General features: G+C 63.7%; 24 protein-coding genes. 13 read left to right on the plus strand and 11 right to left on the minus strand.

Annotated features, from left to right (window positions below; genetic code table 11):
* The first annotated feature begins 13 nt into the window (after positions 1 to 13).
* The 8 genes from XH91_RS25330 to XH91_RS25365 all read left to right on the plus strand — a co-directional run bounded on the left by XH91_RS25330 (position 14) and on the right by XH91_RS25365 (position 6,468).
* Complete coding sequence (locus XH91_RS25330; protein WP_128953108.1) at positions 14 to 1,297, plus strand: NAD(P)/FAD-dependent oxidoreductase; 1,284 nt, start codon at positions 14 to 16, stop codon at positions 1,295 to 1,297.
* The gene (soxX, locus tag XH91_RS25335; RefSeq protein ID WP_128953109.1) at positions 1,290 to 1,739 is read left to right on the plus strand and encodes a sulfur oxidation c-type cytochrome SoxX; all 450 of its coding nucleotides are present in this window, start codon (positions 1,290 to 1,292) and stop codon (positions 1,737 to 1,739) included. The genes XH91_RS25330 and soxX overlap by 8 nt, the downstream gene beginning before the upstream one ends.
* Positions 1,740 to 1,747: 8 nt before the next feature.
* Complete coding sequence (locus tag XH91_RS25340; protein ID WP_128953110.1) at positions 1,748 to 2,215, plus strand: SoxY-related AACIE arm protein; 468 nt, start codon at positions 1,748 to 1,750, stop codon at positions 2,213 to 2,215.
* Complete coding sequence (gene soxZ / locus XH91_RS25345) at positions 2,215 to 2,532, plus strand: thiosulfate oxidation carrier complex protein SoxZ (RefSeq protein ID WP_128953111.1); 318 nt, start codon at positions 2,215 to 2,217, stop codon at positions 2,530 to 2,532. The genes XH91_RS25340 and soxZ overlap by 1 nt, the downstream gene beginning before the upstream one ends.
* Entirely contained in the window at positions 2,529 to 3,308 is a 780-nt protein-coding gene (gene soxA / locus XH91_RS25350; RefSeq protein ID WP_164933796.1) for a sulfur oxidation c-type cytochrome SoxA, read from the plus strand. Before soxZ ends, soxA begins: the two co-directional genes overlap by 4 nt.
* Before the next feature lie 78 nt (positions 3,309 to 3,386).
* Positions 3,387 to 4,712, plus strand: coding sequence for an ABC transporter substrate-binding protein (locus XH91_RS25355; RefSeq protein ID WP_164933797.1), 1,326 nt, complete (start codon positions 3,387 to 3,389; stop codon positions 4,710 to 4,712).
* A complete protein-coding gene (locus tag XH91_RS25360) occupies positions 4,709 to 5,647 on the plus strand; it encodes a carbohydrate ABC transporter permease (RefSeq protein WP_128953114.1) in 939 nt (312 codons plus the stop codon). Before XH91_RS25355 ends, XH91_RS25360 begins: the two co-directional genes overlap by 4 nt.
* A complete protein-coding gene (locus XH91_RS25365; protein ID WP_164933798.1) occupies positions 5,644 to 6,468 on the plus strand; it encodes a carbohydrate ABC transporter permease in 825 nt (274 codons plus the stop codon). Before XH91_RS25360 ends, XH91_RS25365 begins: the two co-directional genes overlap by 4 nt.
* Positions 6,469 to 6,533: 65 nt before the next feature.
* On the opposite strand, the gene XH91_RS25370 is transcribed toward XH91_RS25365, so the two are convergent.
* The 3 genes from XH91_RS25370 to XH91_RS25380 all read right to left on the minus strand — a co-directional run bounded on the left by XH91_RS25370 (position 6,534) and on the right by XH91_RS25380 (position 10,136).
* Positions 6,534 to 8,198 (minus strand): regulator, encoded by a 1,665-nt coding sequence (locus tag XH91_RS25370; RefSeq protein WP_128953116.1) that lies wholly within the window; start codon positions 8,196 to 8,198, stop codon positions 6,534 to 6,536.
* Positions 8,199 to 8,217: 19 nt separating this feature from the next.
* Positions 8,218 to 8,907, minus strand: coding sequence for a cysteine hydrolase family protein (locus tag XH91_RS25375; RefSeq protein WP_128953117.1), 690 nt, complete (start codon positions 8,905 to 8,907; stop codon positions 8,218 to 8,220).
* A gap of 275 nt (positions 8,908 to 9,182) precedes the next feature.
* Positions 9,183 to 10,136: a hypothetical protein gene (locus XH91_RS25380; RefSeq protein ID WP_164933799.1), complete on the minus strand. Its 954-nt coding sequence runs from the start codon at positions 10,134 to 10,136 to the stop codon at positions 9,183 to 9,185.
* A gap of 163 nt (positions 10,137 to 10,299) precedes the next feature.
* Between XH91_RS25380 and XH91_RS25385 the strand changes: the two genes are divergently transcribed.
* Positions 10,300 to 13,776 carry an indolepyruvate ferredoxin oxidoreductase family protein gene (locus tag XH91_RS25385; RefSeq protein WP_128953119.1) on the plus strand — a complete coding sequence of 1,159 codons (3,477 nt, stop codon included), beginning with the start codon at positions 10,300 to 10,302 and terminating at the stop codon, positions 13,774 to 13,776.
* Between the two features lie 133 nt (positions 13,777 to 13,909).
* Here the strand turns inward: XH91_RS25385 and XH91_RS25390 are convergent, their stop codons facing one another.
* From XH91_RS25390 to XH91_RS25405, 4 genes are all read right to left on the minus strand, one after another.
* Positions 13,910 to 15,640 (minus strand): FAD-dependent oxidoreductase, encoded by a 1,731-nt coding sequence (locus XH91_RS25390; protein WP_128953120.1) that lies wholly within the window; start codon positions 15,638 to 15,640, stop codon positions 13,910 to 13,912.
* Positions 15,641 to 15,697: 57 nt separating this feature from the next.
* The gene (locus XH91_RS25395; RefSeq protein ID WP_128953121.1) at positions 15,698 to 16,717 is read right to left on the minus strand and encodes a S1C family serine protease; all 1,020 of its coding nucleotides are present in this window, start codon (positions 16,715 to 16,717) and stop codon (positions 15,698 to 15,700) included.
* 91 nt (positions 16,718 to 16,808) lie between these two features.
* The gene (locus tag XH91_RS25400; RefSeq protein WP_128953122.1) at positions 16,809 to 17,258 is read right to left on the minus strand and encodes a hypothetical protein; all 450 of its coding nucleotides are present in this window, start codon (positions 17,256 to 17,258) and stop codon (positions 16,809 to 16,811) included.
* A gap of 7 nt (positions 17,259 to 17,265) precedes the next feature.
* Positions 17,266 to 18,864, minus strand: coding sequence for a GMC family oxidoreductase (locus XH91_RS25405; protein ID WP_128953123.1), 1,599 nt, complete (start codon positions 18,862 to 18,864; stop codon positions 17,266 to 17,268).
* A 200-nt stretch (positions 18,865 to 19,064) separates the two neighbouring features.
* Here XH91_RS25405 and XH91_RS25410 point away from each other — a divergent pair, with 200 nt between their 5' ends.
* Complete coding sequence (locus tag XH91_RS25410; protein WP_128953124.1) at positions 19,065 to 19,853, plus strand: thermonuclease family protein; 789 nt, start codon at positions 19,065 to 19,067, stop codon at positions 19,851 to 19,853.
* A gap of 213 nt (positions 19,854 to 20,066) precedes the next feature.
* Here the strand turns inward: XH91_RS25410 and cyoD are convergent, their stop codons facing one another.
* The 4 genes from cyoD to XH91_RS25430 are packed head-to-tail and all read right to left on the minus strand — an operon-like array spanning position 20,067 to position 23,911.
* Positions 20,067 to 20,450 carry a cytochrome o ubiquinol oxidase subunit IV gene (cyoD, locus tag XH91_RS25415; protein ID WP_128953125.1) on the minus strand — a complete coding sequence of 128 codons (384 nt, stop codon included), beginning with the start codon at positions 20,448 to 20,450 and terminating at the stop codon, positions 20,067 to 20,069.
* Positions 20,447 to 21,088: a cytochrome (ubi)quinol oxidase subunit III gene (locus XH91_RS25420; protein WP_128953126.1), complete on the minus strand. Its 642-nt coding sequence runs from the start codon at positions 21,086 to 21,088 to the stop codon at positions 20,447 to 20,449. The genes cyoD and XH91_RS25420 overlap by 4 nt, the downstream gene beginning before the upstream one ends.
* Positions 21,088 to 23,088, minus strand: a complete 2,001-nt coding sequence (cyoB, locus tag XH91_RS25425; RefSeq protein WP_128953127.1) for a cytochrome o ubiquinol oxidase subunit I — start codon at positions 23,086 to 23,088, stop codon at positions 21,088 to 21,090. Before cyoB ends, XH91_RS25420 begins: the two co-directional genes overlap by 1 nt.
* Positions 23,078 to 23,911 (minus strand): cytochrome ubiquinol oxidase subunit II family protein, encoded by an 834-nt coding sequence (locus tag XH91_RS25430; RefSeq protein ID WP_128953128.1) that lies wholly within the window; start codon positions 23,909 to 23,911, stop codon positions 23,078 to 23,080. The genes cyoB and XH91_RS25430 overlap by 11 nt, the downstream gene beginning before the upstream one ends.
* 233 nt (positions 23,912 to 24,144) lie before the next feature.
* Between XH91_RS25430 and XH91_RS25435 the strand changes: the two genes are divergently transcribed.
* Genes XH91_RS25435 through XH91_RS25445 form a run of 3 tightly spaced genes read left to right on the plus strand, consistent with a single transcriptional unit; the run spans position 24,145 to position 26,327 of the window.
* Positions 24,145 to 24,957: an SDR family NAD(P)-dependent oxidoreductase gene (locus tag XH91_RS25435; RefSeq protein ID WP_128953129.1), complete on the plus strand. Its 813-nt coding sequence runs from the start codon at positions 24,145 to 24,147 to the stop codon at positions 24,955 to 24,957.
* 13 nt (positions 24,958 to 24,970) lie between these two features.
* A complete protein-coding gene (locus XH91_RS25440; RefSeq protein WP_128953130.1) occupies positions 24,971 to 25,525 on the plus strand; it encodes a carboxymuconolactone decarboxylase family protein in 555 nt (184 codons plus the stop codon).
* 1 nt (position 25,526) lies between these two features.
* Positions 25,527 to 26,327: an SDR family NAD(P)-dependent oxidoreductase gene (locus tag XH91_RS25445; protein ID WP_128953131.1), complete on the plus strand. Its 801-nt coding sequence runs from the start codon at positions 25,527 to 25,529 to the stop codon at positions 26,325 to 26,327.
* The last annotated feature ends 1 nt before the right edge of the window (position 26,328 follow it).

Here is a 26,328-nt window from a genome sequence, read left to right on the forward strand (position 1 = left end):
GCAATTTGACTGGATGATCCTGATGACCGCGCGACCGATGACACGGCGAACTGCCGTGCTCGGCATCACCGCCGCGGCCGCGTCATTGGCGCGGCCATCGCTCCTACGTGGGCAATCGAAAGGTCGCGTCGTCGTGGTCGGCGGCGGTTTTGGCGGAGCTGCCTGCGCCCGCGCGCTCAAGCGGGCGCAAGCCGGCCTGCAGGTGATCCTGATCGACCCCAATGCGATCTTCACCGCCTGCCCGTTCAGCAACGAGGTGATCGCGGGTTTGCGCAACATCGACGCGCAGCAATTTGGCCATGAGAAGGTCGCCGCCGAGGGCGTCACCGTGATTGGCCAGACCGTGACCACCATCGCGCCTGAGCAGCGCAGCGTCATGACGGCCGACGGTGTCGCGCTGCCCTATGACCGCCTGGTGCTCTCGCCCGGCATCGATTTCCATTTCGAAGCTCTGCCCGGCTATGACGAGGCCGCATCGGCAAAAATGCCGCACGCCTGGAAGGCCGGAGCCCAGACGCTCCTGCTGCGCAAACAGCTGGAGGCGATGGAGGATGGTGGCACGGTCGCCATCGCGGTCCCCGCCAATCCCTCGCGCTGTCCGCCCGCGCCTTACGAGCGCGCCAGCCTGATCGCGCATTATCTGAAGACGAAGAAGCCGCGCTCGAAAGTGCTGATCCTCGACGCCAAGGACAATTTCTCGCAGCAGCGGCTGTTCGAGAAGGCGTGGAAAGAACTGTATGGCGACATGATCGAACGGATCGGCCTGTCACAAGGCGGCCGCGTGACATCCGTGGATCCTTCGACCAAGACCATCGTCACCGAGTTCGGCAATTACACTCCTGACGTCGCCAATGTCATCCCGCCGCAACGCGCTGGGCACATTGCCGAGAGCGCGGGTGCAACCGATGTCACCGGCTGGTGCCCGATCGATCCTGTCACCTTCGAGTCGAAACTCGTCAGGAACGTCCACGTCATCGGCGACGCCTGCCTTGGCGGCGGCATTCCCAAATCGGCATCGGCCGCAGGCGCGCAAGGCAAGGCGTGCGCGGCCGCCATCGTCAGTCTGCTCGCCGGCCGCACGCCGGAAACACCGCGGCTCACCGGCGTCTGCTACAACATTGTCGCACCGGGTTATGGCTTCTCGCTGTCAGGCAACTACCAGCCCAAGGGCGACGTCTTTGCCGAGGTCGAGGGCGGCGCTACGAGCCCGGTCGATGCGCCGCGCGAGGTGCGCACCCGCGAAGCGACCGACGCGGAGCGCTGGTTTCGAACCATCACGGCGGACACCTTTGGCTAGATCGACGGTCACCATCGCAGTGCTGATTGCCAGCGTGGTGCAGGTCGCGAACGCGCGCGCCGAGGGACTGGCGCCCTATGAGATCACCGGCGACGGCATCACGACACCGCTCACAGGCGCGCCGGGCGATGCCACGCGCGGGCGCGCTCTGGTGCTGGCGCGAACGACGACCTGCATCCTCTGCCATTCCGGCCCGTTTCCGGAAACACGGTTCCAGGGTGACCTCGCGCCCGATCTCGCCGGCGTGGGGAACCGCTGGACGGTGAGCCAGCTGCGACTTCGACTGGTTGACGCCTCCCGCTTCAACCCGGACACCATCATGCCGTCCTATTATCGCAACGATGGAATGGTGCGGGTCGCACGCAATTTCGTCGGGAAACCGATATTGTCGGCCACTGACATCGAGGACATCGTGGCTTATCTCGCAACGCTTCGGAACTAGGGTTGCTCATGCCGACGACGCGACGACAATTTCTGAGCTTTGCCGGAGGCATCACGGTCGCCGGAACGATCCCGGTCGTCACGTTGCGACCGCTCGAAGCGACGCCAGCGATGCTCAACACTGCAATCCGGAACGTCGTCGGCGAAGCTCCAATTCGCACCGGCAAGGTGAAGCTCGACATTCCGCCGCTGGTCGAAAACGGCAACACGGTGCCGATGACGGTCAGCGTCGCAAGCCCGATGACGCCGGACGACTACGTCAAGAGCATCCACGTCTTCAACGAGAAGAACCCGCAGCCCAACATCGGAAACTTCCACCTGAACCCGTCCTGCGGCCGCGCGCAGGTCTCGACGCGGATCCGGCTTGCCGACACCCAGAAAGTGGTCGCCATCGCTCGCCTCTCCGACGACAGCTTCTGGCAGGTCACGGCGGATATTGTCGTGACGCTCGCCGCCTGCACCGAGGAGGTGAATTGATGGCCGCGCTCATCAACGTTCCCGCCAAGGCCAAACGCGGCGACATCATCGAGATCCGCACGCTGACCTCGCACATCATGGAAACCGGCTTCCGCCGCACCATGGACGGCGCGCTGGTGCCGCGCGATATCATCACGAGCTTCACCTGCCGCTACAACGGCACCGAGATTTTTCGCGCGGATCTGTTTCCGGCGATCGCCGCCAACCCGTACTTGTCCTTCTTCACGGTCGCCGAGGAGAGCGGCAAGCTCGAGTTCGAATGGATCGGCGACAACGGCTACTCGTCCACGGCATCGGCATCGATCACGGTCGAATGAAGTTTTATCGCGCGATAGCGGTGGCGGCGCTTGCCGCCATGGCCCCTGCCCTGCTGGCGGGTGAGATCCCGCCCGATGCACGCCGCTCCGGCTATTCCTTCATGAGTCCCGATACACGCGCCATGCAGGATGACGACACCTCCAATCCGGGCATGCTCTTCGTGCTGGATGGCGAAGTCTTGTGGGGCAAGAAGGTCGGCCGCGCCGACAAGGCGTGCGCGGACTGTCACGGCGATGCGCGAGGCAGTATGAAAGGCGTCGCGGCACGCTATCCGGCGTTCGACCGGACGCGGGGGCGCCCCGTCACCCTCGACCAGCGCATCAACCTTTGCAGAGCCAATCATCAGCAAGCGAGCCCATTGCCTTACGAGAGCCGCGACATCCTTGCGCTGTCCGCCTTCGTTGCTCATCAGTCGCGCGGCGTTGCGATCACCACAGGCGATGATCCACAACTTTTTCCCTTCGTCGAACAGGGCCGCAGCCTCTTCATGCAGCGCGAGGGGCAACTCAACCTGGCCTGTACCAATTGCCATGACGACAACTTTGACAAGCACCTCGCGGGCTCCTCGATCACGCAAGGACAACCGACCGGCTATCCGCTCTATCGGCTGGAATGGCAGACGCTGGGATCCCTGGAGCGGCGCTTGCGGAGCTGCATGACCGGCGTCCGTGCCCAGGCCTATGATTATGGCGCGCCCGAATTGGTCGCGCTCGAGCTTTACCTGATGTCGCGGGCTCGCGGAATGCCGATGGAAACGCCAGCGGTGCGACCGTAACACACAAATTAGGGCTAGGCAGGCGTGGCACGGTCGCTAGTATCTCCCCAAAGAATTGAATCAGAGGGAGGGACTAAAGTGGCTGACCATAAGATCTCGCGCCGTACGCTGTTGACGGGCACTGCTGCGGCTGGCGCGCTCAGCCTCACCGGGCTTCCGGCGCGCGCCGAGGTGAATTGGAAGAAATATGCTGGCACCAAGCTGGAGGTGATTCTCGCCAAGGGGCCGCGCGGCGACAATCTGCAAAAATACGTCAAGGAATTCACCGAGCTCACCGGCATCCAGGTCGAATCCGAGCAAATCCCCGAACAGCAGCAACGGCAGAAATGCGTCATCGAGCTCACCTCGGGCCGGCCGAGCTTCGACGTCGTTCATCTCAGCTATCACGTGCAGAAGCGGCAGTTCGAGAAGGCCGGCTGGCTCGCCGACCTCACGCCCTACATGAAGGATCCGGCGCTGACCGCGCCCGATCTCGTGGAGAGCGATTTCTCGGCCGCCGGCCTGCAATACGCCAAGAACGACAAGGGCCAGATGCTGTCGCTGCCCTGGTCGGTCGATTATTTCATCCTCTACTACAACAAGGAGCTGTTCCAGAAGAAGGGTGTCGCCGTCCCCAAGACCCTCGATGAGATGGTCACGGCCGCCGAGAAGCTCACCGACCCCAAGGAAGGCACCTTCGGCTTCGTCGGACGCGGCCTGCGCAACGCAAACATGACGTTGTGGACCAATTTCTTCCTCGACTATGGTGGTGAATTCCTCGACGCCAAGGGCAACATCCTGACCGACGGCCCCGAAGCGATCGCCGCGACGAAACTCTATCAAACGCTGCTGACGAAAGTCGCTCCGCCCGGCGTCGCCGGCTTCAACTGGATGGAGTCGATGGCCTCGTTCACGCAAGGACGTTCGGCGATGTGGATCGATGGCGTCGGCTGGGCGCCGCCGCTGGAAGATCCGGCGGCCTCGCGCGTGGTCGGCAAGGTCGGCTACACCGTCGTGCCCGCCGGACCGAAGGGACAATATTCGGCAACCTATGGCGACGGCATCGGCATTGCCGCGGCGAGCAAGAACAAGGAAGCCGCCTATCTGCTCTGCCAGTGGATCGTCTCGAAGCAGCAGGGCGCGCGGCTCTTGCAAGCCGGTGGTGGCGTGCCGTTCCGCAACTCCATCCTGAACGATGCGGAGGTCCAGAGCGGCGTCAAGATGCCGAAGGAATGGCTGCAATCGGTGATCGATTCAGCCAAGATCAGCAAGCTCGGCCTGCCCGTGGTGATCCCGGTCGCCGAATTCCGCGACATCGTCGGCGCGGCGCTCACCGCGACATTGTCGGGCGCAGATCCCGCGACCGAGCTGAAGAAGGCCAACGATCAGTACCGTCCGATCCTGGAGCGTAGCGAAAAGGCGTGAGTGCGTTGACACAATCGACTCCGGCCGCGGCGCAGTCTGATGCCGCGCCGGAGAAGGAATTGCGGCCGCCGTCCTATTGGCCGTTCGTGATACCGGCGCTGGTCGTCGTGCTCGCGATCATCATCTTTCCCTGGGTCTTCACCATCTGGATGAGCCTGAACGAATGGCAGGTCGGTTCGCCGACCACTTTCGTCGGGTTCTCCAACTATCTGCGGCTGACCGGCGATCCACGTTTCATCGAGGCAATCGGACATACGCTGGTCTACACCGTGCTGTCCGTCCTTCTGCCGCTCGTGTTCGGGACGATCGCGGCCGTGGTGTTTCACCAGAAATTCGCGGGCCGCGGCTTCCTGCGCGGCATCTTCATCATGCCGATGATGGCGACGCCAGTGGCGATCGCGTTGGTCTGGACCATGATGTTCCACCCGCAGCTCGGCGTGCTCAACTATTTGCTGTCGCTGGTCGGGATTCCCGCGCAGCTCTGGGTGTTTCATCCGGCAACGGTGATCCCCTCGCTGGTGCTGGTGGAGACCTGGCAGTGGACGCCGCTGGTGATGCTGATCGTGCTCGGCGGGCTTGCTGCGATCCCGACCGAACCCTACGAGAGCGCGCAGATCGACGGCGCCAGCCTGTGGCAGGTGTTCCGCTTCATCACCCTGCCGCTGATCATGCCGTTCCTGTTCATCGCCGGCATGATCCGCATGATCGACGCCGTGAAGAGCTTCGACATCATCTTCGCAATCACCCAGGGCGGGCCCGGCTCGGCGTCGGAGACGATCAACATCTATCTCTACAGCGTCGCCTTCACCTATTACGACCTCGGCTACGGCTCGGCGATCGCGGTGGTATTCTTCCTGCTGATCGTCCTGCTTGCAGCAGTGATGCTCTATGCCCGCCAGCGCATGCTGTGGACCGAAATCGCGAGCGGCACATGACACCACGTCAGATCATCGGCAAGATCAGCCTGTGGTTCGCGGTGCTCGTCATCGTGTCGCCGGCCATCCTGTTCTTCCTCTGGATGCTCTCGCTCTCGCTCAAATTCGAAGTCGACAACGCCGCCTACCCGCCGGTGTTCATCCCCGAGCATTTCGCCTGGAAGAACTATGCCGACGTGCTCGCCTCCAACCGCTTCGCGACTTATTTCTTCAACAGCCTGATCGTGACGGGCGGCGCGACGGCGCTGGCACTGATGGTCGGCGTCCCCGCCGGCTACGGCATCGCGCGGATGGCCGCCCATAAGTCCGCGATCGTGATCCTGATCGCCCGCATCACGCCCGGCTTGTCCTATCTGATCCCGCTGTTCCTGCTGTTCCAATGGCTCGGCCTGCTCGGCACGCTGGTGCCGCAGATCATCATCCATCTCGTGGTGACGGTGCCGATCGTGATCTGGATCATGATCGGCTATTTCGAGACGACACCGCTAGAGCTGGAAGAGGCAGCCCTGATCGACGGCGCCAGCCGCTGGCAGGTGTTCCGGCACGTCGCGCTGCCGATCGCCAAGCCCGGCATCGCGGTCGCCTTCATTCTCGCCGTGATCTTCTCCTGGAACAATTTTGTGTTCGGCATCGTGCTCGCCGGACGCGAGACCCGCACCTTGCCCGTCGCAGTCTACAACATGATCTCGTTTGACCAGCTGAGCTGGGGTCCGCTCGCCGCGGCCGCGTTGATCGTGACACTCCCGGTGCTGCTGCTCACCGTGTTCGCGCAGCGGCAGATCGTTGCCGGGCTCACCGCGGGAGCCGTCAAGGGCGGGTAGCTACATCGCAAATGAACGGGCCGGGCGACGCCATGACGCCCGGCCCGTTCATATTGCCATCTGGCCTACTCCGCTGGCGCAGCATGCATCTCCGGATGTGACGCATAGTGCTCGCTGCCGCGCCGGCTGAGCGCATACAATCCGGCCGCCATCACCGCATAGGCGAATGCGACCGAAGGCGTCACACCAAAGCCGCCGCCCATGCCCACGGCTTCTCCGTGCATGAAGCCGAAATAGGTCAGGACCGCGCCGACGAGCGAGAAGGCCGACGCCTTCTCAAAATCACGCTCGATGATGAAGACGCCGATAGCGCCGAGGATGAGGCCCGCCAGAATCGAGCCGCCACCCATCACTTCGAGCCCGTGATAGATCACGCCCTGCTGCGGCAGCGCCGCGATGGCAGCCGCCTTGACTGCATCGGCCTTGTCGGCAGCCATGCCGCCGACAGTCCCCGCCGCCATCATGGTTGAGCCGAGCATGGTGTCGATCTGCAGCTTGGCCCAGGCGGCCAGATGCGGCGTAAACGCCAGCGCAACGGCGGGCGCGTGCTTTGACGGCGTGGTCTGGAAGGCCTGCGCAGTCATCAGCATGCCGATATAGAGCAGGATCGGCGAGATTGCGACGACGGGCACCAGCGCCAGCAGGACCGAAATGACGCCAAACCAGGACAAGACCACCACCATGACGCCGGTCGCAGCCGAGTAGCCGATGCGTCCGCCCATCGCTTTCCAGCCGGGATGACCGATATAGACGGCGTTGATGAACGGATTGCCCATCAGGCAGCCGATCAGGCTGACAACGCCATCGGCAGTCAACACGCGCGTGGTCGGATATTCGTCGCCGGCGGCTTCCGCGCTCTCGACATTATCCATGGCCTCGACGAGGTCATAGATGCCGAACGGAATGGCGGTGACCAGAATGACGCCGAGATATTCGAAGCCGGAGAAGACATAGTTCGCCGCGGGGATCGGCACCGAGAAGCCGAAATTGGCGAAGGCATCACCGACGCCCTTGAGGCTCAATCCGCCGAGGTTGAGACCGAGCATGTTCGAACCCCAGGCAATGACCATGCCGACCACGATCGCAACCAGGCCGGCCGGAATGCCCTTGGGGTATTTCACGCCGCCGAACCAGCTCACCAGAATGATGGCAAAGCAGACGAGACCGATCTGCGGCGTCATATACATTTCGAGCGCCGGGCGCATCGCGATGAAGGTCAGCGAGACCCCCGCAAGCGTGCCGAGCAACGCCGCGCGCGGGGTGATCTTCCGGATGAACGGCGCGATGAAGCCGCCGATCATCAAAATAAAGCTCTGGAAGAACACCCAGACCAGACCAGCCGACCAGCCCTTGAGCGGGTCACCGGTCTTGAGCGTCACCGGCAGCATGATCACGAAGGTGACGATGAACATGTGCGGCACGCTGACGCCCGAGGGCAGCGCGCAGACGTCGCTGCGGCCGGTCTTTTGCGCGAGACGATAGGCGAGGAAGGCGTAGTAGAAGGTGGAGAGGCACATCATCAGCCCGAGCGCGGGCAGGATGCGGCCGAACACGAGGCTATCAGGCATCTTCAGCACGAAACGAAGCAGGCCCGTGAGCACCAGCATGTTGACGAGGATGTTGGTGCCGAAGCCGAAAAACGCGTTCCAGTCGCCTGATGTCCATAGCGCCGGTTTGAACTCGGACGTATTGCTTTCAGACTTGCCGGCCGTCCCCGTCAATGTGCTCATGAGAATACTCCTGTGTGGTCTAAACCTTCATTGCCTCCAAGACTGCGGCTGAGGTCGCGACCCAGCCGAAGATGCCGCCTTGGGCCTTGATCATCTTCAGGCCCATCTCGTGAAACTCGGGGAAGTAGGATGCGCAGCCGTCCGAGATGACGACGCAGCGATAGCCGCGGTCATTGGCCTCGCGCACGGTGGTGTTGACGCACACCTCGGTGGTGACGCCGCACACGAGCAGATTCTCGATGCCGTATTTCTCAAGCACATCGGAGAGCTCGGTGGCGTAGAACGCGCCCTTGCCGGGCTTGTCGATCACGACCTCGCTGTCGAGCGGATAAAGCTCGGGGATGATGTCGTGACCGGCTTCGCCACGAATGAGAATGCGGCCCATCGGGCCGGGATCGCCGATGCGCAACGACGGCGCGCCGCGCTCGACTTTCGCCGGCGGCGCGTCGGACAGATCCGGCAGATGTCCCTCGCGGGTGTGGATCACCAGCATGCCGGTGTCGCGTGCGGCTTTCAGCACCGCGCTAATCGGCCTCACCGCACGTGCGAGCTGGCTGACGTCATTGCCGAGCGTCTCGCCGAAGCCGCCAGGCTCCATGAAGTCGCGCTGCATGTCGATGATTACAAGCGCGGTCGACGACCAGTCGAGCTTGATCGGCTCGGGCTCGGCGCTGATGACGCCCTGTGTCGGCTTGGTTGAGTTCAACATGACGCAGGCCCCCGCGAGAACTCTCTTTGAGGAGTTCTGCAAACGCCGTGCCATTGTGTACAATTGCGGTGACGTGCGGACCGCGACGGAAATCGTCGTGCGCTCAGAAGGTTACGCCGGCGATCGACGCCTGCTTATTCCCTGTGCGACGGCTTTGCGACGTGCATTTGCCTAGAGGATGAGCGGTGGCCGCGCACTCTCCATCCGTCATTCCGGGGCGCGACGAAGGCGCGAGCCCGGAATGACGAGCGGAGGAACTGGGCGAAGCTTTGCCCCTACCGCGCCGCCCCATGCAGCCGCTGATGCTCCTCCTCATACGGCGCATAAGAGTCCTTCAGCGTCGCCATGTTGAGCAGCATGGTCGCGACCATCGCGCCAGCCGCGTCGAACACTCGCGTCTTGACCCAGGCGCTCTCGGTGCGTCGGCTGCCGGACAGGGCGACCACTTCGCGCTCGACCTCATACTCTTCGTCGACGAAGAGCGGCCCCTTCATCAGCCGGATCTCCTGGTCGGCGAACAGGCCGACGGCCGGTCCCTTTGCCGGCAGTGGATCGTCCTTGGAGCGGTACTGGAACAGCACGCTCAGCATCTCCATCGGGATGATCGCCTTCCGCCACGGATTGGCGGCGCTCGAATAGTAAGGCGAGTTTTCGGTGATGACTGCGAGCTTCTGCCTGAGCGAGAACGGATAGAGGTCGCCCATGTTCTGATCGAAGGCCATCCGCACCTGCTGCCGCTTGCTCGTGTGCGCCACCTTCACATCGCGCAGGATGACGGGATCGGTAAGCGGCTTGAGCTCGGTCAGGCGCGTCTCGAGCGCCGTCGCGACTTGCGCTTCGCCGACCGAGGCCGTGCCGCGCAGCACCTCGGTGCCGTCGCGCTTCACCATCTGGATCTGGCACTGGCTCGTTCCAGGCAACGGCTTCGACAGGATCGCCTGCACGTCCTCGCCTTCGAAGCAGGCATTGCGATAATGCGCGGACAGACAGCCACTCTCAAACCACGCCTGTCCCCACAGCCGCGCGCCGAGCGGCGCGAACTGGCTGAAATGCGTTGGGCCCTCGATGGTGCCGCCCTTGAAGCCGAGCTTCTGCGCGGTGGCATCGTCGTGGATGGAGGCGTGCGCGTCGTAAACCTGCGCGTGCAGCATCTGGCGCGGCTGGCGCCACGGCCCGATCAGCGCCTCGGCGGTTTCGGTGATCTCGGTGTTGAACGCGCTTGAAGTCATGGGCTCCTCCACAGGCAGCCATGACTAGCAGGCCCGCCACGGATGCGGCCAGCGATATTGACTTCGGTGCGCCATGCTTTTGACTGCTGACACCCGCTTCGCAAGTCGCCCAGCTTTCCGTGGCGCAAAATTCCCACCGGACGAGACGACGAGGACTTCTGAAATGACGCTGTTGCAGGTCGAGCTGGACGATAAATACCGGCTCGAATCGAAGCGGATCTTCCTGTCCGGCACCCAGGCCCTGGTCCGCCTGCCCATGTTGCAGCGCGAACGCGACCGGCTTCAGGGGCTCAACACCGGCGGCTTCATCTCCGGCTATCGCGGTTCCCCGCTCGGCATGTACGACCACGCGCTGTGGCGCGCGAAGTCGCACCTGCAGCAGCACGACATCGCTTTCGTTCCCGGCCTGAACGAGGATCTGGCGGCGACCGCCGTCTGGGGCAGCCAGCAGGTCGGCCTGTTTCCCGGCGCCAAGGTCGATGGTGTGTTCGGCATCTGGTATGGCAAGGGCCCCGGCGTCGACCGCTCGGTTGACGCGCTCAAGCATGCCAATGCCGCCGGCACCTCGCTCAATGGCGGCGTGCTGGCGCTCGCCGGCGACGACCATGGCTGCCAGTCCTCAACGCTGGCGCATCAGAGCGAGCAGGTGTTCGCGGCCGCGCTGATCCCCGTGATCAATCCGGCAACGCTGCAGGACTATCTCGATCTCGGCCTCTACGGCTTTGCGCTGTCGCGCTTCTCCGGCTGCTGGGTCGGTTTCAAGGCGATCAGCGAGACGGTCGAGAGCTCGGCCTCGATCGACAGCGATCCCGAGCGCATCAAGATCGTGCTCCCCGACGATTTCGAAATGCCGCCCGGCGGGCTCAACATCCGCTGGCCCGATCCGCCGCTGGAGGCCGAGAAGCGCCTGTTCGGCCCGAAGATGGCCGCCGTGCAGGCGTTTGCCCGCGCCAACCGGCTCGACCGCATCGTGCTCGATTCCAAGCCGGCTCGACTCGGCATCGTCGCGACCGGCAAGGCCTATCTCGACCTGCGCCAGGCGCTGGCCGACCTCGGGATCACCGACAAGGATGCGCAGGATCTGGGCTTACGCATCTACAAGGTCGCACTGACCTGGCCGCTGGAGGAAAGCGGCGCCAGGCGCTTTGCCGAAGGCCTGCAAGACGTGCTTGTCGTCGAGGAGAAGCGCGGCTTCATCGAAGACCAGCTGATGCGCATCCTCTACAATATCCACGCGTCGAAACGTCCGACGGTCACGGGCAAGCGCGATGAGAGCGGCGCGCCGCTGCTGCCGAGCGAAGGCGAGCTGACGCCGACCATCGTCGCGGGCGCGCTCGTGGCGCGCTTGCGCAGGCTCGGCCATCACAGCCCGGTGCTGGAGCAGCGCCTCGCGCGGCTCGAGGCCTTCGACAATCCCGTCACGACAAGCACACAGATCAAGCTGGCGCGCACGCCGTTCTTCTGCTCGGGCTGCCCGCACAATACCTCGACCCGCGTACCCGAGGGAAGCCGGGCGATGGCCGGCATCGGCTGCCACGGCATGGCGCTGAGTATGCCGACCCGCCGCACCGATTTGATTTCGCATATGGGCGCCGAGGGCGTGAACTGGATCGGCCAGTCGCCCTTCACCACCGAGAAGCACATCTTCCAAAATCTCGGCGACGGCACCTATACCCATTCCGGCTTGCTGGCGCTGCGTGCGGCCTCAGCGGCCGGCATCAACATCACCTACAAGATCCTCTACAACGATGCCGTGGCGATGACCGGCGGCCAGCCGGCCGAAGGCGCCTTCAATGTCGCGCAGATCGCGCATCAGGTCTGGGCCGAGGGCGTCAAGCGTCTCGCGATCGTCTCGGACGATCCGAGCAAATACCCTGACGGCAATTACTTCCCGCAGGGCGCGACGATTCATCACCGCCGCGAGCTCGATGCCGTGCAGCGCGAACTGCGCGATATCAAGGGCCTGACGGTCCTGATCTACGACCAAACCTGCGCCGCGGAAAAGCGCCGCCGCCGCAAGCGCGGCCTCTATCCCGATCCGGCAAAGCGCGCCTTCATCAACGAGCTTGTCTGCGAAGGCTGCGGCGATTGCTCGCAGGCGTCCAACTGCGTCTCGGTGCAGCCGCTGGAGACCGAGTTCGGCCGCAAGCGCCAGATCGACCAATCCAACTGCAACAAGGACTTTTCCTGCGTCGAAGGCTTTTGCCCGAGCTTTGTGACCGTGCACGGCGGCTCGCTGAAGCGGATGAAGACGTCGGCCGTCGATTCCGGCCAACTGTTCGCGGATTTGCCGCTGCCGCCCGCACGTGAGCTTGATGGACCCTACAACATCCTCGTCACCGGCATCGGCGGCACCGGCGTCATCACCATCGGCGCGCTACTCGGCATGGCCGCTCATGTCGACGGCCGCGGCTGCTCGGCGCTGGACTTCACCGGCCTGTCGCAGAAGAACGGCGCGGTGATGAGCCATGTGCGCATCGCGCCGAAGCCGGAGGACATTTCCGCGGTCCGCATCACCACCGGCGGCGCCGACGTCATCCTCGGCTGCGACATGATCGTCTCGGCCGGGCCGAGCGCCCTCAGTCGCGCCGAGCGCGGCGTGACCAAGGCCTATGTCAACGCCGACCTGCAGCCGACCGCGAGCTTCGTGCAAAACCCCGATATCGATTTCGAGATGGGCACGATGCAGACCGTTTTGCGCGATGCCGTCGGCGACAAGAACCTCGAGATCATCGACGCCACCGGTATCGCCGCCGCGCTGATGGGCGACACCATCGCGACCAACCCCTTCATGCTCGGCTTCGCCTTCCAGAAGGGCGCGATCCCGCTGTCCCTGGAGGCCCTGCTCCGCGCCATCGAGATCAACGGCGCCGCAATCGAGATGAATAAGCTCGCCTTCACCTGGGGGCGCCTCGCCGCGCACGACATGTCGCGGGTGCGCAGCGTGCTGCAATTCAAGAACCGGGCGTCCGCGCCGAGCAAATCGCTTGACGACATCATCGCGACCCGTGCCGAATTCCTAACCGGCTATCAGGACAAGGCGTACGCGGATAACTACCTCGCAGCCGTCGCCAAGGTGCGCAAAGCGGAAGCTGTCGCTTCGCCTGGCTCTTCGGAGCTGACCGAGGCCGTGGCGAAGAACCTGTTCAAGCTGATGTCCTACAAGGACGAGTACGAGGTCGCGCGGCTCTATATCGACGGCAGCTTTGCCAGGAGGGTGTCGGAGAAATTCGACGGCGACTTCACGCTGAAGTACCATCTGGCCCCGCCGATCTTCGCAAAGCGCGACAAGACGACGGGACGGTTGCAGAAGCAGGAGTTCGGCGCCTGGATGATCCACGCTTTCCGCGTGCTGGCGAAGCTGAAATTCCTGCGCGGCGGCGCCTTCGATCCGTTCGGCCGCACCGAGGAGCGCCGGAGCGAGCGAAAGCTGGTCGCGGATTATCTCGGCATGATCGATCAGCGGATGCCCGGACTGAGAGCGGAGCAGATCCCGCTGCTGGCGAAGCTTGCCCGCGTGCCGGAGACGATCCGCGGTTTCGGCCACGTCAAGGAAGCCAACATCAAGCTGGCGGCGGCCGAGAAGGCCCGGCTTGAGGCGGAGCTGGAGAACAGCCGATTTGCGGCGGCAGCGGAGTAGTATTGCCCCACACTCAGTGTCATCGCCCGGCTCGACCGGGCGATCCAGTACTCCGAGACGACTGCGGTTAGATCGATGGGCCGCGGCGTACTGGATGCCCCGCTTTCGCGGGGCATGACGGCGGTGGAGATGGCTAGACCGAGGACGAGGCTGCGGCCGTTCCGATAGCGACCGCAGCCTTCTCCGCCAGATGCCTGCCCGCGATATACCCGAACGTCAGCGCCGGCCCGAGCGTGATGCCCGGCCCCGGGTAATTCCCATTCATGATCGAGCCCATGTCGTTGCCGCAGGCATAGAGCCCCGCGATCGGCGTGCCGTCCTCGCGCAGCACGCGGGCCTGCGCGTCGACCTTCATGCCAATCGCGGTGCCGAGATCGGCGGGATGGATCCGCATCGCGAAGAATGGTGCACTGACGACCGGCGCAACGCAGGGGTTGGGCTTGTGGGCGGCATCGCCAAGATGGCGCTGGTAGACGGTGCTGCCGCGGCCGAATTCAGGATCGCGCCCCTCCCTCGCGCCTTCGTTGTAGTTCGCGATCGTCGCCGTGAGCACAGAGGGCTTGATGCCGACCTTCGCCGCCAGCTGCGCGACATCAGCAGCCTCGACCAGCTCGCCGCTCGCGACATAGCGCCGGACATTGCGCGTGTACGGCTTGATGCGACCGAGACCATAAGCCCACAAGAACGCGCGGTCGCAGATCAGGTAGAACGGCCGGTCCGGTTCGCCATTGCCATCGCGCAGCATGGCAAGCACGAACTCATGGTAGGATAGCGCCTCATTGACGAAGCGGCGGCCGGCCGCGTTGATGGCGATCACGCCCGGCTTGGCACGATCGGTCACCGTGTGCGGAAACACGCCGCGGCTGCCGTCGCCGCGACGGAACAGAGAGGCCGGCACCCAATAGGCCGGGCTGGTCGCGTCCGTGTTCAGCGCAGCACCGGCCGTGGCTGCAAGCCGAAGCCCGTCACCGGTGCCTGATGCGTTGGTCGCCGAGACAAATCCCGCTGCCGCGGGAAAGAAGCGCTTGCGCAAAATCGCATCGTGCGAAAAGCCGCCTGTCGCGATGACCACGCCGCGGCGCGCAGCAATCGAACGGTCGCGCGAGCCGTGGCGAATGACGACCCCGCCGACACGATCGCCTTGCATCGACAAATCCTCGACGTCAACACTGAAGAGGAATTCGACCTGCCGCGCCAGAAGCGACGCATACAGTCTCGCGGCAAGCGCATTGCCGAGATGCAACGTCGTGCCACGCGGGCTACGCAGCCGCTGAAAGGCGTATTGGGAGACGAGACGAGCCGCGCGCAGGGTCGAACGCAAAGACTTTCCGATGCGGCGCAGATGCGGGATGTCGAGACGATTGACCATCATCCCGCCGAACAGCGTGAACTCCGGCAAGGGCGCACGGAGTCGCGCGAAAGCTTGGCCCAGCCGTGTGCCGTTGAACGCAACCGGCTCCAGCACGCGCCCGCCTGATGTCGCGCCCAGCCGCTCCGGATAATAATCCGGATAGACCTTTACCGGCTGAAGGCGAACTTCCGTGTTGGCTTCGAGATACGCGATCGCCTCCGGGCCGCGCGCGAGGAAGGCGGCGCGCAAGCCGGCGTTGGCGGGCTCGGGCACGGTGCTCGACAGATACTGGACGGCATCCGTGATGCTGTCGGAGAGCCCTGCCTCCTTCATCTTGGCATTGGCGGGGATCCAGACCATGCCGCCGGACCACGCGGTTGTGCCGCCGACAAAGGCGGTCTTCTCGATCACCAGCACGCGCAGCCCCTCGGCAGCGGCCACTGCCGCAGCCGTCATGCCGCCGGCGCCAGCACCAATGACAATGACGTCGTAGGTCTCATGCGCTGGCATCATGCGGCAGGGGTCCAGAAGCGGGGCACGACACGTCATACCCCGACCGCGGGCCCGCAGCTAGCGGGCCGGCTTCCGCTCGATTGGATCGATGTCGATCGCCCGCAGTCGGCCGAGCCGCAGCACGTCCATGGCGAGCCGACGGCCGATCCTGTCCCGATCCAGCACGCGGATCAGATCGTCGACGCCGTTGATCTCGACACCGTCGAGCCTGATTACGACGTCGCCGGGCAACAGGCCCGCCTTCGCTGCCGGTCCATCAGGCTCGATCTGCATCAGGAGCGCGCCCATCTTGTTCTCGACCCCAGCGAGCACCGCATGCCGCCGCGGCACCGGCGCGGTCTGGCCCGCGACGCCGATGAAGGCTCGGCGAACATAACCGTGGCGGATGATCTCCGACAGCACGAATTGCGCCGTGTTGCTCGCGACCGCAAAGCAGATGCCTTGCGCACCATTGATGATCGCCGTGTTGATGCCGATCACCTCGGCATTCGACGACACCAGCGGCCCGCCGGAATTGCCGGGATTGAGCGCGGCGTCGGTCTGGATCACGTCCTCGATGGTGCGGCCCGAGACCGAGCGGATCGAGCGCCCGAGCGCCGAGACCACACCGGCGGTAACGGTCGATTCAAAGCCGAGCGGATTGCCGATTGCGATCACGAGCTGGCCGCGCCTCAGCGTCTTCGAATTGCCGAGCGCGGCATAGGGCAAATCGCGCACGCCGTTGGCGCGCAGCAGCGCGAGGTCCGTATCGGGATCGACGCCAAGCACTCGCGCGTCGCCAACGTGGCCCTCGACGTCCCGGAGCCGGATCTCCTTGGAGGATCCGACCACATGGCTGTTGGTGAGGACGAGTCCATCCGGCGAGATCACGATGCCGGAGCCAAGCCCACCGCGCTCGCGGCCATTCGGCGTCTTTGGCCCGGTCTCGACGCGCACGACCGCGGGACCGACGCGATCGGTCACATCGATCACGGCATTGGAATAGGCATCCAGCAGAGCCCGATCATCGACCGGGGCAGATTCCGTCGTTCGCGATGACGGTGCGTCATCGACGATGTCTGAAGTGAAATCCAGCATGGCAAAAGTCCTTGAGGCTCACACAGATGGTGGCCTGTTCCGCCGGATGCAAGGTGCACACCCCGGACGCAAGGCTGGACTGCCCAGCTGGCTAGGGCGCGCGGCGCAACGTGCCGCCCCTGGCCTTGACCGGATCGAGCAGCGACCAGTCGCCATCCGGAAGCGCGTAGCCCTTGGGAAACGGCGCACGCAGCTCCAGCCCGAGCGAGCGCAGCACGCGGTCGTCGCGGTAGTAGCATTGCAGCACGACGCGAACGAGCGTTGCCGCGGCCGCGCCGCCGTTCTTGCGAAACTCCTGCACCACGGCATCGCACTTCGTCGCATCGAGCTCGGCAAGCGGCCCGCCGGCGAGTCGCGCCAAATGATCCAGCGCCGCCATCACCATCTTGGTGTCGCGACCGAGCGTCGCCAACATGTCGGCCTGGATCGCGGCATCGTCGGCGCCTGGCACCTTGTACTCTTCGCTGGCGGGCACGATCATCGCGGCGATGGTGCGGAGGTCGTCGCGTTGAGCGTAGGTGAGTTGAAGACTTTCGGTCATGGCGGCCTCAGTCGAACAAATTGGCGAGGCGCTGCTTCATCTGGTCGGCGATGTAGAGCGCGAGGGCCTGGATGGTGGATGTCGGGTTCACACCACCCGAGGTGACGAAGATGCTGCCATCGACGATGAAGAGGTTCTTCACGTCGTGCGTGCGACCCCATTCGTTGACGACGGAGCGCTCGGGGTCAGTGCCCATCCGCGCGGTGCCGAGCAGGTGCCAGCCGCCCCAGGGGATTGGTGAATTGACGCAGATGTCGGTCGCACCCGCGGTCTCGAGAATTTCCCGACCGCGCGCGAGCGCATGGTCCATCATCTTCCGGCTGTTTTCGGAGATCGTGTAGTCGATCTTCGGGGCCGGAATGCCGTGGCTGTCCTTCAGCACGGGATCGAGCGTGACCTGGTTGTGCTCCTCCGGTAGATCCTCGCAGATCGCGGAGAAGCCGAGCCGATGGCCATTGAGCTTGCGGAAGACGCGGTGATGATCCGCGCCCCACGGCAGAATGCCCTTCTGCTCGCTGACCACAGCCTCGAACACGGGACCTGCGCCGCGCACGAACTGGACGCCATAGCCGCGCACGAAGCCGCGCGACAGGTCCGTGTCGTACCACTCCTTGCTCCACAGGCACGTCGGCGGCGCACGGTTCGAGTCGGTCGGCTCCTTCACATAGCCGTAGATCTGCGCATAGGGGTGGAACATCAAATTCTTGCCGACGAGGCCGGACGAATTGGCAAGGCCGTTCGGGAAGCGGTCGGATGTGGAGTTGAGCAGCAGCCGCGGCGTACCCACGCCGTTGCAGGCGATGATCACGACATGCGCGGGCTGGAACTGCTCGATGCCGTCCTTGTCGTAATAGACCACGCCCGTCGCCATGCCGTTCTCGTCGGTGGTGACCTCGCGCACCCGGCAATGCGTGCGCAGCTCGACGCCGGCGCGAATCGCATGCGGCCAATAGGTGATATCGGTCGAGGATTTTGCGCCCTGCGCGCAGGCCGGCGTGCAATGGCCGAGATTGATGCAGCGCGCGCGGCCCTCATAGTCCATGGTCGCGACCGTCGTGTCCGATGGCCACCAGTGCCAACCGAGCTTGTTCATGGCCTTGCCGACGATGGCGCCGGACAATCCCATCGGCTGCTGCGGCATCGGCGGATGCGTCAGCGGCGACAGCGGATCGCCTGAGAGACCCGACGTGCCCATCATGCGGTCGTTCTCTTCGAAGAACGGCGTCAGCGCGTCGTAATCGATCGGCCAGTCGTCGGCGACGCCGTCGAGCGTCTTCACCTTGAAATCGGAGGGGTGCAGCCGTGGCCAATGCGCGGTGTACATGACCGTCGAGCCGCCGACGGCGTTATAATTCACGACCTTGATCGGGGAATTGTCGTCGTTAACAGGATAGTCCTCGGGCCGGCCGCGGATATTGGGGCTCGACGACCATTCGCCGAAGAACCTGGCCTCCCAATCCCGGCCCGTGCTCGGATATTCCGCCGGGTTCATCCAGCCGCCCTGCTCCAGGCAGAGAATGTGCATCTTGGTTTCGGCCAGCGACCACGCCACCGCCGCGCCTGAAGCGCCGGCGCCGATGATCAGGACGTCCACGGGGTCTTTCATCGAAAAGTCTTCCTCCCACCCTCGCCACTTCCCGGGCGATTCGGCCATCACGGCTCACAAGGTCATCAAACGATAGGGGCAGACCGGCCGGCGAGTAAAGGCTGGCTGGCGAATGTCGCACTTCGCACAGCGCAGACCATTGGTCTGGCGTCTGCCGGATGCTAGGAACGAGCAGCTAGAGCAATCGACAGCGAGAAATTATGTCCTCCGAAAATTCATTGGCCGCCGCCCGCGCCTTCGCGCTTGTTTTGTTTCTCGCTCTTTCCGGATTCGTGGGGACCTCCAGTCCCGCCGCCGCGCTGACTGCGGCCGCGACGGTCCGGGATGCCAATTCGATCCAGCTCGGCGACATCACCTACCGGCTCGATGGCGTCGACGCGCCGGAGCTGGACCAGGTCTGCATCGACGACCACGCCGATCCCTGGACCTGCGGCCTCGAGGCCCGCGACCAGCTCACCAAGCTGGTCGGCGGCAAGCCGGTGCGCTGTGACGACGTCGGTCCCGAGAAGAATTTCGGCAAGCGCCACCGCGCGATCTGCACGGTCGAGGGCGAGAAGGTGTCGTTGAACGAGCAACTGGTCAGGCTGGGCTTTGCCATCGCGCGCGAGCCGCTCAAGGCCAATGTCAAGCCGGCGGCGGCCGAGGCGAAGGCGGCGTCATCAGGCATCTGGAAAGGCTGCTTTGTTGCACCGCAAGAATTCCGCACCGGAAAGAAGGACGGCGCCCTGCTCGGCGCCGCCTGCCGGCCCGACCGCGACAAGGAGATTCGTGCTGTGCTGTTTCCCGAAGAGCTGACGGCGCCGCCGAACTGCGCCATCAAGGGCAAGCTCGCCGTGCGCGCCCGCGTCACCGGCAATATCGGCATTTATCACCTCAGGGGCTGCCCGAGCTATGCCGCGACCACCAAGCCGGATCGCTGGTTCTGCTCGGAGGACGACGCCCAGGCCTCCGGCTTCCGCAAGGCTTATAATTGCCGTCGGCCAAAGTGAAGAATTGGTTCACGCAGCCGTGAGTGGTAGGCCGAGACAGTAATGATCCGGAATTGAACTGAAACGGGAGTTGCTGCACCTTATGTGTACGCAAGCGCTTTGCGCGAGCGTTTCCTTGGCAGACGATCCTCATCGGATTGTCCTTGCTCGGGCGTTTCCTCCCTAGACTTGGGCCGCTTGTCACAACAAGCGGCTCTTCTTTTTTGTGCCGCGCTAACTGTGCATCCGGATGAACTGATCCATCGGCGGCATGTTCTGGTTGAGATGCGACATGATCCAGACCGTTCCTCCGACTACCAGGAAGACGACCAGAAGGCCGAAGGCCAGCGCCAACACGTTGTTGGTGTTATCAGGCCCCGTGGTGATGTGCAGGAAGAACACCAGATGCACGCCCATCTGCGCGATCGCGAGCACGATCAGCGCAACGGGGATCGAAGGCTGCCAGACCAGATCGGTGCCGGCGATGAAGAATGAGGTCGCGGTGAGCAGCAGCGCGAGGCCGAGACCGACGACATAGCCGACGATGCGCTCGCCGACGCTGTGTTGCTCTTCTTCGCCCGGCGCCAAGTCATGTTCGATGTGCGTCTGATCGCTCATACGCCACTCCCAAGCAAATAGACGACGGAAAAGACGCCAACCCAGATGATGTCGAGCGCGTGCCAGAACAGCGCAAAGCACATCATCCGGCGCAGCACATCGGCGCGAAAGCCCTTGGCAAAAACCTGCGCCATCATGGTGAGGAGCCAGAGCACGCCGGCCGAAACGTGCAGGCCGTGGCAGCCGACCAACGAGAAGAACGCGCTCAGGAAGGCGCTGCGCGACGGGCCATAGCCGCGGGAGACGAGATCGGCGAACTCCCTGAACTCGATGGCGAGGAAGATCAGCCCGAGCACACACGTTACGGCCATGCCGAGATAGAACCAGAGCCGGTTGCGCACATCGGCGGCGATGCTGGCCATGCCGCATGTGAAACTCGACAGCAGCAGACAGACGGTTTCGATCGCGACATTGCGCTGCTCAAAAATCTCCGAGCCCTTGGGGCCGTCGGCGGTCTGGCTGACCAGCACCGCGTAAGCCGCAAAGAAGCAGGAGAACATCACGATGTCGGACAGCAGGAATACCCAGAAGCCATAAGCGGTCACGATCCGCTTCGACGCGGGCCCGGGATGCTCGACGATAACACCGATGTGATGGGGATCGGCGTGCGCGCGGCCGACAGTCGCGGTCATCGACATCAGATCGCCCCCGCCATGCTGACAAGGTTGCGCCGTTCCTCGAGGTTAACGCGATCGATCGCAGCGACTTCCGCGGCCGGAATGACGTACTCGTCATGGTCTCGCCAGGCGAACACGACGAAGGTCGCGAAGGCTCCGATGCCGCCCAAAATCACCATCCACCAGATGTGCCAGATCAGCGCAAAGCCCATGATCGTGGCGAAGAACGCGCAGACGAAGCCGGTCGGCGAGTTCCGGGGCATTTCAATGTCGTGATATTCGGGTACCTCGTGCTCGAGCGATTGCTGTTGGGCAGCGATCTTCATGTCCCAATAGGCATCCTCGCCGCGGACATCAGGATGGAAGGCGAAGTTGAACACCGGCGGCGGCGACGAGGTCGCCCATTCCAGCGACCGGCCATCCCAGGGGTCACCGGTGCGGTCACGCAAGGCCTCGCGGTTGCGGATGCTGACGACGAGCTGCAGGATCTGGCAGATCACGCCGACCGACAGAACGGCCATGCCGATTGCCGCCACGATCATCCAGGGCCGCCACTCCGCGACATCATAGTGCTGCAACCGCCGCGTCATGCCGAGCATGCCGGCAACATAGAGAGGGACGAAGGTGATGTAGAAGCCCACGAAAGTGAACCAGAACGCCAGCTTGCCCCAGCGTTCGTCGAGACGGAAACCGAATGCCTTCGGAAACCAGTATTCAAAGCCGGCAAAGGCGCCGAACAGCACACCGCCGATGATGACGTTGTGGAAGTGAGCCACCAGGAACATGCTGTTGTGGAGCATGAAGTCCGCCGGCGGCACCGCGACCAGCACGCCGGTGAGGCCACCGATGATGAAGGTGACCATGAAACCGACCGCCCAAAGCATTGGCGTCGCAAAGCGGATGCGGCCGCCGTACATCGTGAAAAGCCAGTTGTAGATCTTCACACCCGTCGGCACCGCGATGACCATGCTGGCGATGCCGAAGATGGCGTTGACGTCGGGGCCTGCGCCCATCGTGAAGAAGTGATGCAGCCAGACCATGAACGCGATGAGGCAGATCGCCATCGTGGCCAGCACCATGGAGCGATAGCCGAACAGCGCCTTGCCGGAGAAGGTTGAGACCACCTCGGAAAAGATGCCGAAGGCCGGCAGCACGAGGATGTAGACCTCCGGATGCCCCCAGGCCCAGATCAGGTTCATGAACATCATGATGTTTCCGCCGGCCTCGTTGGTGAAGAAATGGAAGCCGAGGTAACGGTCGAGCAGCAGCATCGCGAGCGTCGCAGTCAGGATCGGGAACGCCGCGACGATGAGGAGATTCGAGGCCAGCGTGGTCCAGCAGAACATCGGCATGCGCAGATAGTTCATGCCCTTGGTACGCAGCTTCAGCACTGTCGTGACGAGGTTGATGCCCGCCACCAGCGTGCCGACGCCGGAGATCTGGAGCGACCAGGCGTAATAGTCGACGCCGACGCCCGGTGAATAAGACAGCTCCGACAGCGGCGGAAAGGCGAGCCAGCCGGTGCGCGCGAACTCGCCGATCACGAGCGACAGATTGACCAGCAGGGCACCCGTCGCGGTGAGCCAGAAGCCGACCGAATTCAGCGTCGGAAACGCGACGTCGCGCACGCCAAGCTGAAGCGGCACGACCAGGTTCATCAGTCCAATCACGAACGGCATCGCCACGAAGAAGATCATGATGGTGCCGTGCGCCGAAAAGATCTGGTTGTAGTGCTCCGGCGGCAGATAGCCCTGCGACTGATAGGCGATCGCCTGCTGGATCCGCATCATGATGGCATCACTGCCGCCACGTAGCAGCATCACCGAGGCGAGCAGGATGTACATGACACCGATGCGCTTGTGGTCAACGCTGGTGATCCATTCGTGCCAGAGATAGGGCAGATGCCCCTTCACGACGACCCAGATCAGCACGGCAAGAATCCCGATCAGCACCACGCCGCCCGCGATGAGCGGAATTGGCTGATCGAACGGAATGGCCGACCAGTCGAGCTTACCGAGCATCAACGCCTCCACTGTGGGGACGGCCGGCATCGGAGATGAGCTCCGGTCCCGGTCCCGGCGGAATGTGCTGGCTTGCAATCAAGTCGAACAAGCGCGGATCTTCCAGCCGGTAGGTCGGCCTGCCCCTCTCGATGCTCTGCTGCATCAGCTTCTTGTAGCTATCCTCGTTCAGCACGGCGTCGGTCTTCGCGGTGGTCGCTACCCAGTCGGGAAAGGCCAGCGGCGAGACCACGTTGACGTCGAACATCATGGCCGGAAAACCGTCGCCGGAGAAATGTGCCGAGAGGCCTTGCAGCTTGCCCTCATTGTCGGCACGCAGGTTCAGCCTCGTGACCATTCCGTTCATGGTGTAGATCATGCTGCCGAGCTGCGGGATGAAGAACACGTTCATCACGCTCGACGACGTCAGCTGAAAGTTCAGCTCGGCGCCTGCGGGCACTGTCAACGAATTGACCGTCGCAATGCGCTGGTCGGGATAGATGAACAGCCACTTCCAGTCGAGCGAGACCACCTGGATCCGCACCGGACTTCCGGTGCCCGGCACCGGCGTCCTCGGATCGAGCTGGTGCGAGCCGATCCATGCGACGCCGCCGAGCAGAATGACGGTGAGCGCGGGGATCGCCCACACCACCATCTCGACGCGGCCGGAATAAACGAAGTCGGGCTGGAAGCGTGCTTTGGTGTTGGAGGCGCGAAACCAGAACGCAAAAGCGAGGATCGCAACAATGGTGGGAACCACGATCGCGAGCATGATGAAGACGGAATCGACCAGGATGGTGCTGTTCGCGGCAGCCACCGGCCCTTGTGGATCGAGCAGATTCATCGGCAAGCCAATGGCGATTGGGAGACCCCGACAGCAAGCGTAACGCGAAAAGCGCTCCAGCCGCAAACGCAGTTGCGTGAAGACGGTTCCGAATAGTTGCCGCTCAAAGACAGCTCATCTCGTCCGGCGGCATGCAATTCCGTGCGATGTCAATGACATCGACGCGGGACGGCGGCCCTTCTCACGTCGGCGACGTGTTGCTAGTTTGCAGGAAAATATCGGGACGGAACGACATGCAGGGCCCCGAGGACGATGCCGGCCTCACCGGCAAGGTTGCGCTGATCAGCGGCGGCGGCGCCGCGGGCGACGGCATCGGCAACGGCCGCGCTGCAGCAATTCTGCTGGCCCGCGCCGGGGCAAGAGTGCTGGTGGCCGATCGCGACCTCAAGCTCGCCGGGCGCACTGTCGAGATGATCGAGACCGAGGGCGGCACGGCCGCGGCTCATGGCGGCGATGTCACCAGCGAGAGCGATTGCAAGCAGCTCGTCGAAGCCGCACTCGACCGCTGGGGCCGGCTCGATTTCCTTGACAACAATGTCGGCATCGGCAGCCGCGGCACCGTGGTCGACGAAGCACCCGAACAATACCGCCGCGTCATGCAGGTCAATGTCGAGACCATGTTCCTGCTGTCGAAGCATGCGATCCCCGCCATGATCAAGACCGCCAGGGGCGGCGCGATCGTCAACATCTCCTCGATATCGGCGCTGCGGCCGCGCGGGCTCACGACCTACACGACATCAAAAGCTGCGATCATCGGCCTCACGCGCGCCATGGCGGTCGATCACGGCCGCGACAACATCCGCGTCAACTGCATCTGCCCCGGACCGATGTACACGCCGATGGTCTATGCCCGCGGCATGAGCGAGCAGGCGCGCGCCAACCGCGCCAAGGCTTCCCTGCTCAAGACCGAAGGCACCGGCTGGGACGTCGGGCACGCAGTCAAATTCCTGCTCAGCAATTTTGCCCGCTACATCACCGGCCAGGTGCTGGTGGTCGACGGCGGAGTCACGCTGCAGGCTCCCGAACGCGAGTCACAAGAACACTAGAGGAAACGCAGAAATGGCCCGCCTGCCCTATCTCGAGGCCGACCAGGTCGCGCCTGAGTATCGCGACATGCTCAAGCGCAATACCAATTTGCACAAGCTGCTGGTCAACTCGCCGGAGATGGCTCGCGCTTTCAACGGCATCGGCGGCTACATCCGGTTCAAGAGCAAGCTCGACCCGCGACTGCGGGAGCTCGCCATCCTTCAGGTCGGCTGGATGGAGAAATCGGAGTACGAATTCACGCACCATGTGAAGATTGGCAGGGAGTTCGGCGTTACGGATGAAGACATCGCCGGCCTGATGGCGGAGACCGAAGGCAAGCCATCGACGCTGGAGCCGCTGGCCAAAGCGATCCTGAAAGGCGCCCGCGAGATGGTGCGCGAGCTCGCGATGTCGGAGGCGACCTTCGCCGAGATCAAGCGGCACCTTTCCGATGAGCATATGGTCGACCTTGTTCTGACCGTCGCATTCTATTGCGGCGTGGTGCGCGTTCTGGCCACCATGAAGATCGACAACGAGCCTTATTACAGAGAGGTACTCCAGCAGTACCCGATCCCCGGAGTGAATTGACATGCGCCTGAAAGACAAGGTTGCGATCGTCGTCGGCGCCGGTCAGAGCCCCGGCGAAGGCATGGGCAACGGCCGCGCCACCGCACTGACCTTCGCACGAGAGGGCGCGAAGGTGCTGTGCGTCGATCATCATCTGGAATCGGCGCAGGAGACCGTCGCGATGATCGCCGCGAAGCAGGGCATCGCGGTGGCCTTCAGGGCCGACGTGACAAAATCTGCCGACATCAAGGCGATGGTGGCGGAGGCACAGGTACGCTGGGGCCGCATCGACGTGCTGCACAACAATGTCGGCGTGTCTCTCTCTGGCGGCGATGCCGAGCTGCTGCAAATCACCGAGGAGGCGTTCGATCGTGTCGTCGCGATCAATCTGAAGAGCTGTATTCTCGCGGCGAAGGAAGTGATCCCGATCATGCGCGCGCAGAACGGCGGCGCCATCATCAACATCTCGTCGATGGCGGCGATCACCACCTACCCATACGTCGCCTATAAGGCGACGAAATCGGCGATGATCGCCTTCACCGAGCAACTCGCCTACCAGAACGCCGAATACGGCATCCGCGCCAATGTCATTCTCCCCGGCCTGATGAACACGCCGATGGCGGTCGATACCCGCGCCCGCGAATGGCACAAGACCCGTGCCGAAGTCGAAGCCGAACGCGACAGCAAGGTGCCGCTGCGCAAGAAGATGGGCACGGGCTGGGACGTCGCCAATGCCGCGCTGTTCCTGGCGTCGGATGAGGCAAACTTCATCACCGGCGTGACGCTGCCGGTGGATGGCGGAGCGAGTGTGAGGCGGGGGTAGG

Origin of the sequence: Bradyrhizobium guangzhouense (assembly GCF_004114955.1) — a bacterium.
Classification (GTDB): Bacteria; Pseudomonadota; Alphaproteobacteria; order Rhizobiales; family Xanthobacteraceae; genus Bradyrhizobium; species Bradyrhizobium guangzhouense.